Origin of the sequence: Streptomyces coffeae (genome assembly GCF_016741875.1) — a bacterium.
In the GTDB taxonomy this organism is placed as follows: domain Bacteria; phylum Actinomycetota; class Actinomycetes; order Streptomycetales; family Streptomycetaceae; genus Streptomyces; species Streptomyces coffeae.
Map to the genome: position 1 here is coordinate 173,720 of NZ_JAERRF010000012.1, position 13,284 is coordinate 187,003.

A 13,284-nucleotide genomic window follows, 5' to 3' on the forward strand; every position below is an offset into this window, starting at 1 on the left:
TGGCCCGGTATGGGGCAGCCGTACGACGCCACCCCGTATCTGCCCCCGCGCGGAGGACTCGCGGCGCATCGGCGAGCCGCGGCGGGTTGTCGGGGCTGCCCGCTGTTCGAAAACGCGTCACAGACCGTGTTCGGAGCGGGCAGCCCCTCGGCTCGGCTCATGCTCGTCGGCGAGCAGCCGGGCGACCAGGAGGACCGCCAAGGGGAGCCGTTCGTCGGGCCGGCCGGCGGTCTGCTGAGGAGGGCACTGCGGGAGGCCGGTCTCGACGAGGCGCAGGCGTATTTCACCAACGCGGTCAAGCACTTCAAGTTCACCATCGCGCCACGGGGCAAGCGCCGGATCCACAAACCACCCAGTCTGCGGGAGGTTTCGGCCTGCCGACCCTGGCTGAACGCCGAGTTGCGCCTGATCGGCCCGGAGGTGGTGGTGGCGCTCGGCGCCACCGCGGGCAAGGCGCTGCTGGGGCCGTCCTTCCGGGTGACGAAGGACCGGGGCACCCTCATTCGCCTGCCCGGGGAAAGGGTATCCGGGAGAGACGGTGCTCCGGCTCCGACCGCCGGGGCAGAGGGCTTTGTTGTCCCGACACTCCACCCCGCGGCGGTTCTGCGTGCCGAGGATCGTGAGGCACGGTACGCGGGCCTCGTATCGGATCTCCGGCTGGCGGCCCGGGCACTGGCTGACGGGTCGTAGGCCGGTGTGGACGTCAGGTCGGGGTGGACGCGGCACGCCACGATGCCCGCACCGCCCGCGCCGCGACCAGCGCCCTCGGGCGCCTGGAGCGCCTATGGGCGCTTGAGCCAGTCCCGGTAGTGGGTGGGGGCCAGGTCGGCGCCTTCCGGCGCGGTGAGCACCTCTCCCGTGATCACACCGAACATGCCCGCCTTGTCATCGGTGACCACACGGCGACCGTCGGGTCGGGCGTCCAGTGTGATCCGGCCCAGCTCGTCGAGCGGGAACACCTCGGGGCCGCCGATGTTGCGGATGCCCCGCAACGGGGGGCCGGAGGCGGTATCCGCGACCGCGGCGGCGATGTCGGCGGCCGCCATCGGCTGCACGGGGGTGGACGGCAGCCGGACGATGTCGCCGTCGGTCGTCCAGGACATGATCGGTTCGATGAACTCGAAGAACTGCGTGGCCCGCACGATCGAGTACGGCGTCGGCCCGTTCGCGAGAGCGTTCTCCTGGATCGTCTTGGCCCGGTAGTAGTCGAGCTGGGGCACCTGGTCCACGCCGACGATCGAGAGAATCACCACGTGGTGTACTCCGGCCTCCTCCGCCGCGGTTCCGATGGTGTTCATCGATGTTTCGAAGAATTCGATGGAGGAGGCGTCGAACGCGGGGGAGTTCGTCAGGTTGATCAGCACATCGGTGCCCGAGAGGACCTCCTTCAGGCCCTTGCCGCTGAGCACGTCGACCCCCGTCGACAGCGAAGCCGGTACCACCTCGTGTCCGGCCGCTGTCAGGAGCTCGACCACCTGGGCGCCGATCCGGCCGCTTGCCCCCAGGACTGTGAACTTCATGACGCACCCTTCGTCGAGTGTTCGGATTCCTGAGGCGTCCGGTTCCCGAGGTGTCCGGGGAAGCCTGCCATGCCGTTGTGTGCGGCGGATGGCGTCAAGGCAATGACCACGACGAGCGGGGCCGTCGTCACACCGCGCCGTACCGCGCACGCCCGGCTTCCCGGCGGCTCCGGAGGGGAATCCGTCGCCTGACACCACGGTACGCCCGACCGTGCGACGGCCGCAGCGTGGCCGATCGGAGGCGGCCACAAGGGGTGGCCTGTACCGATGCGCAGTAGTGTTGCGTACGAAGCCGGTCCGCTCCGGCGCTCGGCGCCGGACGGCGGGCGGCGGTTGCTTGATCCACGCGACGAGGCGACATGCGGGCCGTATCGGCCGAGGCGTTGTGATGTGACGCGGCCACCTGTGACCACACCGTTCGGCCCTCCATGTCGGCGCCCGGACGGAGGTGGCGTGATGGCGAACGACGAGCCGACGGCCCACCCTTCAGCGAACCAAGGGCATCGATCGGAGGCATGGAGGACCGCTCTCACGGTGATACAGGAGGCGAAAACACTTGTCGTTCCGGAGGGTGCGCACGCCATGACGGTGGTGGTCGAGTTCCCTCCCGGAGACCCTGGCACACCGCCCCACCGGCACTTCGGACCGGCCTTCGGCTATGTGCTGGAGGGGGAGATGCTGTTCGAGCTGGAGGGAGAGCCGGAGCGGGTGATCCGGGCGGGGGAGGCGTTCTGGGAGCCGGGAGGCGATGTGATCCACTACCAGGACGGCAACCATCGTACGGACGTACCGGTCCGGTTCCTCGTGACCATGATGTGTCTGCCCGACAAGCCCATGCTTGTCCTCGTCGACGAGAAGGAGCTGGAGCAGCGCAAGAACAGGCGTGCGCCCCGGCCGTCCTGACGGCCCTCCAGCACAAACACGTGTGAAGAAGAGGAATTCTATAGGTCGTTGCCGGTTCCGCCCCCGGCTGTTTCCGTGGCGCGTCGGCGCGCCCGAAAAAGCCAGGTCCTCTTCGTTCGTGTCCGCATTTCCGGGAGCCGTGCCATAGGTGCTCGCGCGCATATCCCGCCGGGTCCGCCGCAGCACGTCGAAAGGGCATCGAAGAATTCATGGTGACCCGCTCGGCCGCCCGGCACCGCCGGGTACGGTCTCCTGCGTCAGCGCAATGTCCAGGGAGAGTTCAGGTGTCCCGGTGCTTCTGCGGCGGCGGTACGGCACCCTTCCGGCGCCTGGGTCGCCTGCGACCTGGCACACCGTGCCCCGCGCGCGGCCGTCGCCCCGCCCGAGGCGCTGATCGCCGTCGACATCCTCCGTGCCGACATGCGCGTCATGGACGGCTACCGCTACGACGCGGGTGAGCGGGCGCGGGTGTCCCGGTCCAGGTGCTGTATGACGAGGAGGACGGAACCGCGGAGGGCGCCGAGCGGTGACGGCCGCTCAGCCCGAAGGGGGCCTGGCTGCGCCGGAAAAGCCCTGGAACCGCCGCGGGCGGGACCGGCGCGAAGGCCTGTATGCAATTATTTAATGTGGTCTTCCCGCACTGAAGTCGACTGAATTAGAGTGCGTCTCATCGATGTGAACATGCGAGTCTAATTGTCGGATGGGGGATATCGTGACCGCGCACGATGTCGAGTACATAGAGATTTACACCAGCGACCAGCAGAAGACCACGGACTATTTCGTGTCGCTGTTTGGATTCCGTGAAAAGGCGAAAGGTGTCGCGGAAGGACTGGATTCGGTACTTCTCGTCCAGAACCAGCTCCATCTTGTCGTCTCCGCGGGCCCGGGCGCGGCGGAATTCCTCGCCGCGCACGGTGACGGCATTTGCGACATCGCCTTCTCCTGTGCGGACGCCGCCGCGGCCCGGGACGGCGCGATCGCGACCGGAGCCATCTCCCTCGCCCCCGCCGACGCCCCGGTGCCCGTCGTGTCCGGCTTCGGGAATGTGCGCCACACCCTCGTCCAGCGCGCCGCCGGCGAGGAGCGCGGACTGCCCGTCGGCCGGTCCTGGACCCCGGTGGCGGCCCCGGCCGCCCACTCCGACGACGCCCCCGAGCTGCGCCTCCTCGACCACATCGCCGTCTGCCTGGAGGCGGGTCAACTGCACGACGTGGTCCGCTTCTACATCGACGGCTTCGGCTTCGAGCAGTACTACAGCGAGTACGTCGCCGTCGGTGAGCAGGCCATGGACTCCATCGTGGTCCGCAGCCCCTCCGGCGGAATCACCTTCACCCTCATCGAGCCCGACCCCGCGAAGAAGCCGGGCCAGATCGACGCGTTCCTGAAGCGGAACGGCGGCGGAGGCGTCCAGCACCTGGCGTTCCTCGTCGACGAGATCATCCCGGCCGTCCTGGAGTTCGAGGCCCGCGGCGTCGAGTTCCTTCAGACGCCGGGCACTTACTACGACGCCCTCGCGGAGCGGATCAGCGACCTCGACGAGGGGATCGCCGACCTCCGCAAGACGAACGTGCTCGCGGACCGCGACGAATGGGGCTACCTCCTCCAGCTCTTCACCCGCTCCCCGTTCGAGCGGCGCACCCTCTTCTTCGAGCTGATCCAGCGGCATGGAGCCCAGGGCTTCGGCAGCGCCAACATCCGGGCGCTGTACGAGGCCGTGGAGCGTGCCCGGGAGATCAGCTCGTGACCGTTCACCCCGCCAACGACCACGCACCACCGCCGCTGTCCCTCGATGAATTCGAGGCCCGCGCCCGCGCTCGCATGCGGCCCGAGGTCTGGGACTTCATCGAGGGCGGGGCGGGCGAGGAGCGCTCGCTCGCCGCCAACCGGCAGGCGTTCACCCGCACCCGGCTGCGCACCCGCGTGCTGACCGGAGCCGGGGAGGGCGATCCGGCCACCACCGTCCTCGGGCGGCGGTGGGCCGCACCGCTGGCGGTGGCTCCGATGGCATACCACACGCTGGTGCACCGCGGGGGAGAGATGGCCACCGCCGGTGCCGCGGGCGCCGCGGGCATCCCCCTGGTCGTGTCCACCTTCGCCGGGCAGCCCTTCGAGGACATCGCCCGCGCCGCCGACTCCCCGCTGTGGTTGCAGGTCTACTGCTTCCGGGACCGCGAGACCACCCGCCGTCTCATCGAACGCGCGGAGCGCGCGGGCTTCGAGGCCCTGGTCCTCACCGTCGACACCCCGCGCCTGGGCCGCAGACTGCGCGATCTGCGCAACGGCTTCCGGCTGCCGCCGCACATCACCCCCGCCAACCTCCCGGTGGAGGGCGCGGACTACTCCTCCCCCTGGGAGCACAGCCGCACGGGTATGGACCCCTCGCTCGACTGGTCGGTCGTCGACTGGCTGCGCTCGGTGAGCGGTCTGCCGGTGCTCGTCAAGGGTGTCATGACGCCGGAGGACGCCGCGCTCGCGGTCGCCGCGGGTGTCGACGGCATCATCGTCTCCAACCACGGCGGACGCCAACTGGACGCCGCACAGGCAACGTTGGATGTACTCGCCGACGTCGCCGCCGTGGTCGACGGCCGCCGCGCACTCCTCCTGGACGGCGGGATCCGCCGCGGCGCCGATGTTCTGGCGGCCCTCGCGCTCGGCGCCGATGCCGTGCTCCTGGGACGGCCGATCCTGCACGGGCTCGCCGTGGCGGGCCAGGAGGGCGTGGCCCAGGTACTGGACCTGGTCGTCGACGAACTGACGGAGGCCATGACGCTGACCGGGACCGCCACGGTGGCCGACGCGGACGCCTCGCTGCTCGCCGCCCCCGCCACCGCGGCGCGCCTGTCCGTGCCCGGCTCCGCTTCCGTGCCCGCGTCCGCCCGCAGCTCCGGGGCCGCGACGCTGCGCAGGGAGCAGCTGCACGACAGTGTGTCCGACCCGGTTCTCGACACCATGAACTTCCTGAACGAGATCACGGGCCGTTTCCCCGACGCCGTCTCCTTCGCCCCCGGCAGGCCGTACGAGGGGTTTTTCGACACGGAGGAGATCTTCGGGTTCATCCGCCGCTACGTCGACCATCTGACGGCGGGCGGCTCGACGCCCGACGACATCAGAACCGCCGTCTACCAGTACGGTCCGACTGCCGGGATCATCCGAGACCTCATCGCCGACTCGCTCCGCACCGACGAGGACATCGACGCCGCGCCGGAGTCCATCGTCGTCACCGTGGGCGCGCAGGAGGGCATGCTGCTGATCCTCAGGGCGCTCTTCCGCGACCCGCGGGACATCCTGCTCGTCGCGAGCCCCTGCTACGTCGGCATCACCGGCGCCGCCCGGCTGCTCGACATCCCGCTCCGGCCGGTCGAGGAGGGCGAGAACGGCATCGACTGCGCGGCACTCGAAGCCGTCGTGGTCGCCGAGAAGGCGGCGGGACGGCGCCCCCGGGCCTTCTACGTGGTACCCGACCACTCCAACCCCTCCGGCAGCACCATGCCCCGTGAGGCCCGCGAAGAACTCCTCGCCCTCGCCACGCGGCACGATCTGCTCATCGTGGAGGACAGCCCCTACCGGCTCGTCAGCCCCGGCCGTCAGCAACCCACCCTGAAGTCGCTCGACCGCGAACGCCGGGTGGTGCACCTGGGCTCGTACTCCAAGACGGTCTTCCCCGGTGCCCGCATCGGATTTGTCGTCGCCGACCAGCCCGTGGTGGACGACCGGGGCAGCAGCCTCCTCGCCGACGAACTCGCCAAGATCAAGAGCATGGTCACGGTGAACACCCCAGCGATCAGCCAGGCGGTGGTCGCCGGGGCGCTGCTGGCCTCCGGCGGCAGCCTCACCGCGCACAACGAGCTACCCGCCAAGCACTACGGCGATGCCCTGCATGTCATGCTCGAGCAGCTCGACCGGCAGTTCACCGCCATGGGTCTCGAAGCGCGCGGCGTCAGCTGGAACCGGCCCAGCGGCGGTTTCTTCCTCGCGGTGCGCGTCCCGTTCGAGGTGGACAACACCGTACTGCTGCGCTCGGCCCAGGAGTTCGGCGTCATCTGGACACCCATGTCGTACTTCTACCCGGAGTCGGGCGGCGAGCGCACGATCCGGCTCTCCTTCAGCTATCTGAGCCACACGGAGATCGAGGAGGGCGTCGGGCGGCTGGCCGCCTTCCTCCGCGCGGAAATCGAGCGCTCCGCGGGCGATCGGGAACACGGCGGGACGTGACACATGAGGAGCGCGCTGATCGTGGGGACGGGGCTGATCGGTACCTCGATCGCCCTGGCGCTCAGCAGGAGCGGGGTCACCGTCTACCTGGACGACCGAGACACCACGGCGGTCAGAACCGCGGAGGCCCTCGGTGCCGGCTACCTGGAGCCGCCGCCCGCCCGGGTCGACCTCGCCGTGCTCGCCGTGCCGCCGGCGCACGTCGGCGCCGTGCTCGCCGACTGCCAGCGCAAGGGCCTGGCCCGCGCCTACACGGACGCGGCGAGCGTCAAGGCCCGGCCGCACGACGAGATCCGCGCCGCCGGCGGTGACCCGGGCAGCTACGTCGGCGGCCACCCGCTGGCGGGCGCCGAGCGCTCCGGGCCGCTCGCCGCCCGGGCGGACCTCTTCGAGGGCAGGCCCTGGGTTCTGACGCCCTCCCCGCAAACCGACCGCGCGACCCTCAACCAGGGCCTGGAACTGATCTCGCTCTGCGGCGGTGTGCCCATCCTCATGGACACCGATGCCCACGACCGGGCCGTGGCCCTGACCTCGCACGCCCCACATCTGGTCGCGTCGATGATGGCCGCCAGGCTGGAGGAGGCGAACAGCGAGTACATCCGGGTGTCGGGCCAGGGGCTGCGAGACGTCACCCGCATCGCCGGGGGCGACCCCGCGCTGTGGAGCGACATCCTGACGGCCAACGCCGACGCGGTCGCCGACGTCCTGGAGGCGTACGCGGCCGACCTGGAGCAGATGATCTCGGTGCTTCGCGCCCAGCGCGGCGACGACGAGCCCGCACGCGAGAAGGCGTCCGCGGAACTGGAGGAGATGCTGCGCCGGGGCAACCGCGGCCACGCCAGGGTTCCGGACAAACGCACCTCCCTGCCCATCGAGTTCATCGCCGTCCCGGTGGCCGTCCCCGACCAGCCCGGCGCGCTCGCCCGGTTGTTCTCCGCGGTGAGTGCCGCGGGGGTCAACATCGAGGACGTCCACATCGAGCACTCCCTCGACAAGCCCCGCGGCCTGGTCGAACTGCTCGTGGACGTGGCGTCGGTGACGATCGTACGGCGACTGCTCGACGAGAACGGCTGGGCCTGGCAGGAGGAGGTCCCGCTGGTCTAGGGCCCCGTCTTCACAGGGTCCGCCCTGCTCCCGACGCCTGGCACGGCCCGATCCGGGCGTGGTCAAGGACGCGGAGCGGGCGGCCCGGGTGGCCGCCCGGCGCATGGGCATGGAGCCCGCCGCGATGGCAGCGAGGTGTCCCCTTCGTCGGTGATGCTCCGTGCACACGCCCACCTGCGCCGACGGCATCACCGTGCGGTTGCATGAAGCTGACACGCTCCGCTCGATTCCGTCGAATTGCGCCTAGTGTGTCCCGCGACCTACCGAGGGAGCGGTTTCATGGGATTAGTGGCCACCGGCGGCAACGATGACATACCCCTCGCTCTCCTCATCGTCCTGACAGCCGCGATCCTGCTCGGCCCGGTCGCCTTCGGCCTCTCGGCAGCCTCTCGTCGCCTCCTGGGCATCAGGGTCGGTCCGCTGCGTGCTCTCGGCGCGGGCCTGGCGGGGGTGGCCGCCATGAGCGCCTGCGGACAGGCGATGGAACACAGTGGCAAGGACCTGGACGCGCTCTCCACCATGCAGATCCCTCTCGCGCTGTTCGCCGCGATGGCCACGCTGGTGATCCTGGAGGTCTTTCTCCCTTACGGCAGTTGGGCCAGACCGCTGCATGCGGTGCGCGGTTTCGGCGACCGGATGCGCCGGGCCCGCCGCTACTCCCGGATCAGCCGGATCTTCGTACGGCATGGCCTGGGCCGGCTGCTGCGCGGACGGGCCGGCTGGGACCGGGCGATGCAGCCCGGCCCGTACGGCGAGAAGTGCGCCCGGTCGGCGCGGCTGACGCTGGAGGAGTGCGGGGGCGCGCTCATCAAGCTCGGCCAGGTGCTCTCCACCCGGCGCGATCTGCTGCCCACACACTTCACCGACGAACTGCGCCGACTCCAGAGCGACGTACCACCGGCGCCCTGGCCGGAGGTGGAGGTGGTGCTCCGCGAGGAGCTGGGCAAGCCGGTCTCGGAGGTCTTCGAGTGGATCGAGCACAAGCCGCTGGCCGCCGCCTCCATCGCCCAGGTGCACCGCGCCCGGCTGCACGGCGGCCCCACGGTCGTGGTGAAAGTACAGCGCCCCGGCATCCGCGAGGTCGTCGAGCGGGACCTGGATATCGTGCTCACCGTCAGCCGCAGTCTGGAGAGCCGGGCCCGCTCCGCCCACGCTCTCGGCCTGCGCGAACTGGGGGACGCTTTCGCCGAGTCCGTGCGCGAGGAACTCGATTTCCGTATCGAGGCGCGCAATTCGGCCGCGGTGGCGAAGGCGACCGGCGGGCTCGAACTCGACGCGCCGGTCCGTATTCCGCAGGTGTACTACGCATTCACCTCGGCAAGGGTCCTGGTGCAGGAGTGGCTTGACGGAGTCACCTTCGACCGGGCCGGACCGGCCGCCGACCGGGCCGGCCTCGACCGTGAGAAGCTGGCCCGCACCGCCTTCGGTTCCATGCTCCACCAGATCCTGCAAGTGGGGGTCTTCCACGCCGATCCCCACCCGGGCAACATGCTGCTGCTGGCGGACGGGAGGATCGGACTGATCGACTTCGGTTCGGTCGGCCGCATCGACCCCTCGGTGCAGATCGCCATCCAGGAGCTGCTGGTGGCGGTGGATCGCGGTGACCCGGCCGGACTGCACGACACGCTGCTCAGCCTCCTCGGCACCCGGGCCACCACGCACGAGGAGCTGAACCCGGATCCGCTGCTGCTGGAGCGGGAGTTGGGTCGTTTCATGGCCCGGCATCTGGGCGTGACCGCCCAGCCCGACACGGAGATGTTCACCGTGCTGTTCCGTATGTTCGCCCGGTTCCGACTCGCGGTGCCGCCCGAGGTCGCCGCGGTGTTCCGGGCCCTGGCCACCATCGAGGGCACCCTCACCCAGGTCGCTCCGGGCTTCAACCTCCTCGAGGAGGCACGGGGGTTCGCCCTCGGGCTGCGGGCGGACCGGCTGACGTACGGACCCTCGCCGGGGCACGGTGGCGCTGCTACCGGCGGCTTCGCTCCGTCATCCATGTCGTCCGTGCTGCACATCGCCGCCCAGGAAGTGATGTCGGTGCTGCCGATGCTGCGCCGACTGCCGCGGCGGGCCGAGCGCATCAGCGCCTCACTGGAGGAGGGCAGGCTGGGCGTACGGGTCAGGCTGCTCTCGGACGCACGGGAGCGGCGGTTCGTCTCCGGTCTGATCCACCAGGTGACGGTCACCCTGCTGGCCACCTGCACCGGCCTGATGGGCGTGATGCTGGTGGTGTTCGGTACCGGCAAGGGTCCCAGGGTGTCGCAGCAGCTGGAGCTGTACCCGCTGCTCGGCTACCACGTGCTCGCGGTGAGCGCGATCCTCATGCTCAGGGCCCTCTACACCGCGATGCGCCGGCCCCTGTGACCGGCGCCCCATGCGGCTCCTCACCGAGCTTCGCCGCGCGGGCGGCCGAAGGCACCATCTTTCGGCCGCCCGCGCGGCGATCGGGAACGCGAAGGTGCAGCTTCCTGCACCGCCCATTGCCCTCGTACTCCAAGTGAGCTGATATGGAGTGGAATTCAAGCGATTCCAGCTCTACAGAGCTGGAATCGCTTGAACTCGCTTGTGTTTCACAGAGAGACAGGGGGAGTGATGCACGAACGTGAGTTTCGGGCGTTTGTTTCCGTGGCCGAGATCGGGCGCATGGACCAGGCGGCGAGAGTGCTGGGGTATTCGCAACCTGCCATCAGCTACCAGATCAAGTGCCTGGAGCAGATACTGGGAACGAAACTCTTCACTCGTGATTCCACCGGGGTGAGACTCACCAGGGAAGGCCGCATGATCCTTCCGTCCGCCCGGGCCGTACTCGCCCTGATCGAGAGCATGAAGGTTGTCTGCGCGCCGACGTGACGGACCGGCTTCGGGGCCGTTCCCGGTGCGTGGCATTTCGAATCGGCAGCTTCCTGCCATATTCCTTGCGGTGAGCGGTGCCCGGCCCGGTACGTTTCCGTGAAATCTTCGATGCCCCTACGTGACCCTCGGCGACCACGGGCGCGGGGCGAGTGATGGCGGCGGCCACCGCTCCGGCCGGAGCGGTGGCAAGGGTTCGAGCGGAGCCCACCAGCTGTGATGCGCGATGCGCGGCCGAGTCCCCACACCGACTGCGAACAGAGCGGCTTACATCCGCGCAACGCAGCATTCAGTTCTTCTCATTGCAATCTCTCGAACGCGGAGCCCAAGTGGCTGCCCTCAGACCTTGTCTGTGGTGATTCCCCGGTGTTTAGGGCCGAGTTGAATTCGGTGACAGTGCCAGGAAGGGGAGAATTCGATGGTCAATCCGCTGAGGGCCAGCATTCCATCTGGCCCGTTTTCGCCGAGATTCCGGACGACTGGGAAGCGGTGCAGGGCGCGGCCGCCCGTCAGGAGTGCCGGGGACCGGTGGCATTGTTCGCGACGGGTCCGGGACCCGTCCCGCGGTGCGCACGTACGGTCCGGGGCACCGGGCGCGGGTGCCTAGGCGATCCGGTGCTCCAGCCGCCGGGATTCAAGGACGTACGCCAGTGTGTTGAGGACCAGCATGGTCCCGGCGAGGACCGGCTGAATGGGTGGCACCCAGTCGCCGTCGACGAGGGCGGTGCCGGGGTAGAGGATCGCCGACAGCTGGGTGATCCAGTACAGCGACTCGGTCACCACGATCACCTGGACCAGGGAGCGCGTCCAGACGCCTCGGTGCACCCACAGCAGATACAGGCCCAGCAGGCCGAGCGCGGCGCCCATGCTCATGGTCTGGGCGTTGTGGAACTTCGCGTGCGGAGGCCAGTTGGGGTTGTAGATGTGGGTATCGTTCCAGTCCGCGAGGTAGGCACCGGTCAGGGTGACCAGTGAGGTGAGGGTCAGCAGAACTTTTCCAGTGGTGATCCTGGGCATGGGGTTTCTCCGCGAGGTGTGAGTGGTGTGAAGGGAACGCGGGGCGGTTCTCCGCGGCACGCGCCGGTGTTTTCGGCGCGGGTGGGGAGAGCGGTCAGACCGCGGCGGACCCGGCGGTCGGTGCATGACCCGTGGCGTACCGGTAGGAAGCGGCGATGACCTTCTTGGCCACTTCCAGTTCGGCTTCGTCGCGCGGCGCGTAGAACATCACGACATTGGCGCCACGGTCGTAGAGCGGGTGCTTCTCGCCCCACCCGGAGGCCAGGAATGCCGCGTGGTCGGCCGGATCCAGGGCCAGGTGCAGACTGCCATCGGCGTGCAGATGCACGAACTCCGCGTCCCCGCGTGGCAGGAACAGCCGGGCGCCGCCGGCCGGGGCGACATCGCTGAGGAACACCGCCCAGGTGCTGGGGACGGAGATCTCGCTGCGGCCCGGGGCGGTACCGGGGAGCGCGGTGGACATCCACTGCCGCAGCGCTTCCTTGATCTGCGCCGGGCTGGTCTGGGTGAGCTGGAGATGCGGGACCTCGGGCCCGGTCTCGGGCCGGTCACCCGCACGTACGGGCAGCGCCGGGAACATCATCGTGGTGCCTCCTTCGGTGGAGCGGTCCGGCTCTCTGCCGGGCCGCTTGCTGACACCACCACGCTAGTATCCTTCGTATAGTGGTTTCCTTCAGGAAAGTGCCCCCCTGCCCGCTGAGTATGGAGAGGGCGGACGAGAGCGAAGGGAAAGATGCCGTGACCGACCCGGCGCGGGAGGCGTGCCCGATCAATCCGGTGGTGGAGCTGATCTTCAGCCGCTGGACCACCCCGATCCTGTGGGCCCTCGAACACCACGGGCGCTCGCGCTTCAACGAACTCCAGCGGCTCCTGCCGACGATCACCCCGAAGGTGCTCACCCAGCGCCTGCGCCAGCTGGAACGCGACGGCCTGATCATCCGCACGTACCACGCCGAGATCCCGCCGAGGGTCGAGTACACCATCAGCGACCTGGGCCGCACCCTCGTCCCCGTCTTCGATGTCATCGCCGACTGGTCCGACGCCCACCTGCCGCAGGTGGCCACCGCCCGTCAGGCCTATGACACGGCCCGCGCGGAGGAAGCGGCCTGGGCGGAGGGCTGAGGAGGACATCCGTTGCCGCTCGGCATGCTCTGGGCCAAGCTCAGAAGGCCATCATGAACAGCTTCACCGACAGGATCGCCACCCCCACCACCACGAAGAGCGCCCCGAACCCGATCGCGGACCAGTAGTGGCCGAGGCTCATGCCCTCGGACGGAAGCGTCGAGTGGGAGGGGTCCGCCGGGTCGTAGACCACCGCGACCCGGGTACCGGGGCGAACGGTCTTGTCGAGGGGGCGGGCCATGTTGCCCTTGGTTTCCCTGGGTTGGTTGTCGGCTGTGGTCCAGGCGACGACCGGGGCGTACACGGTGGTTCCCCGGCTTCGCAGCGTGGTCGTCGACTCCGAGCCGTGGCCGCTCAGCTGCCGGGATTCCAAGCGGCTCACCACACCCTCCGTCCTCACGCCCCGCTGGAGCAGACTCCGAACCTGCCGGAGGGCGAGGAACATCAGCAGGCAGAAGACGCCGCCGACCAGTATGAACACCGCTGACAGGATCCAAGGGACAACAGAAGGGGACATGGCCCGGAGCCTATCGCCGGGCGGCCCCGGCTCCGGCTCCAC

12 protein-coding genes and 1 pseudogene are annotated in these 13,284 nt (G+C 69.4%); 9 read left to right on the top strand and 4 right to left on the bottom strand.

Annotation, left to right across the window (positions count from 1 at the left end; translation table 11 throughout):
• Positions 1 to 9: 9 nt before the first annotated feature.
• Positions 10 to 690 carry a UdgX family uracil-DNA binding protein gene (locus JK363_RS22030; RefSeq protein ID WP_201876708.1) on the top strand — a complete coding sequence of 227 codons (681 nt, stop codon included), beginning with the start codon at positions 10 to 12 and terminating at the stop codon, positions 688 to 690.
• A 92-nt stretch (positions 691 to 782) separates the two neighbouring features.
• Here JK363_RS22030 and JK363_RS22035 read toward each other — a convergent pair whose 3' ends face one another.
• On the bottom strand, positions 783 to 1,520 hold the full coding sequence (locus JK363_RS22035; RefSeq protein WP_201876709.1) for an SDR family oxidoreductase: 738 nt from the start codon (positions 1,518 to 1,520) through the stop codon (positions 783 to 785).
• Positions 1,521 to 1,976: 456 nt separating this feature from the next.
• On the opposite strand from JK363_RS22035, the gene JK363_RS22040 reads away from it, so the two are divergent.
• The 7 genes and pseudogenes from JK363_RS22040 to JK363_RS44715 all read left to right on the top strand — a co-directional run.
• Complete coding sequence (locus JK363_RS22040) at positions 1,977 to 2,423, top strand: cupin domain-containing protein (protein ID WP_201876710.1); 447 nt, start codon at positions 1,977 to 1,979, stop codon at positions 2,421 to 2,423.
• Between the two features lie 700 nt (positions 2,424 to 3,123).
• Positions 3,124 to 4,167, top strand: coding sequence for a 4-hydroxyphenylpyruvate dioxygenase (gene hppD / locus JK363_RS22045; protein WP_201876711.1), 1,044 nt, complete (start codon positions 3,124 to 3,126; stop codon positions 4,165 to 4,167).
• Entirely contained in the window at positions 4,164 to 6,635 is a 2,472-nt protein-coding gene (locus JK363_RS22050) for an aminotransferase class I/II-fold pyridoxal phosphate-dependent enzyme (protein ID WP_307821822.1), read from the top strand. Before hppD ends, JK363_RS22050 begins: the two co-directional genes overlap by 4 nt.
• 3 nt (positions 6,636 to 6,638) lie before the next feature.
• On the top strand, positions 6,639 to 7,739 hold the full coding sequence (locus JK363_RS22055; RefSeq protein WP_201876712.1) for a prephenate dehydrogenase: 1,101 nt from the start codon (positions 6,639 to 6,641) through the stop codon (positions 7,737 to 7,739).
• Positions 7,740 to 8,018: 279 nt separating this feature from the next.
• The gene (locus JK363_RS22060) at positions 8,019 to 10,100 is read left to right on the top strand and encodes an ABC1 kinase family protein (RefSeq protein ID WP_201876713.1); all 2,082 of its coding nucleotides are present in this window, start codon (positions 8,019 to 8,021) and stop codon (positions 10,098 to 10,100) included.
• Positions 10,101 to 10,328: 228 nt separating this feature from the next.
• Positions 10,329 to 10,586, top strand: coding sequence for a LysR family transcriptional regulator (locus tag JK363_RS22065; RefSeq protein ID WP_201876714.1), 258 nt, complete (start codon positions 10,329 to 10,331; stop codon positions 10,584 to 10,586).
• 219 nt (positions 10,587 to 10,805) lie between these two features.
• Positions 10,806 to 11,093 (top strand): annotated as a pseudogene (locus tag JK363_RS44715) (hypothetical protein); the annotation flags it as partial.
• A gap of 96 nt (positions 11,094 to 11,189) precedes the next feature.
• On the opposite strand, the gene JK363_RS22075 reads toward JK363_RS44715, so the two are convergent.
• Positions 11,190 to 11,603 carry a DUF6640 family protein gene (locus JK363_RS22075; protein WP_201876715.1) on the bottom strand — a complete coding sequence of 138 codons (414 nt, stop codon included), beginning with the start codon at positions 11,601 to 11,603 and terminating at the stop codon, positions 11,190 to 11,192.
• Between the two features lie 94 nt (positions 11,604 to 11,697).
• Complete coding sequence (locus JK363_RS22080) at positions 11,698 to 12,186, bottom strand: luciferase domain-containing protein (RefSeq protein ID WP_201876716.1); 489 nt, start codon at positions 12,184 to 12,186, stop codon at positions 11,698 to 11,700.
• Between the two features lie 119 nt (positions 12,187 to 12,305).
• Between JK363_RS22080 and JK363_RS22085 the strand changes: the two genes are divergently transcribed.
• Complete coding sequence (locus tag JK363_RS22085) at positions 12,306 to 12,725, top strand: winged helix-turn-helix transcriptional regulator (protein WP_201876717.1); 420 nt, start codon at positions 12,306 to 12,308, stop codon at positions 12,723 to 12,725.
• A 40-nt stretch (positions 12,726 to 12,765) separates the two neighbouring features.
• Here JK363_RS22085 and JK363_RS22090 read toward each other — a convergent pair whose 3' ends face one another.
• Positions 12,766 to 13,206: a DUF3592 domain-containing protein gene (locus JK363_RS22090; RefSeq protein WP_201876718.1), complete on the bottom strand. Its 441-nt coding sequence runs from the start codon at positions 13,204 to 13,206 to the stop codon at positions 12,766 to 12,768.
• Between the last annotated feature and the right edge of the window lie 78 nt (positions 13,207 to 13,284).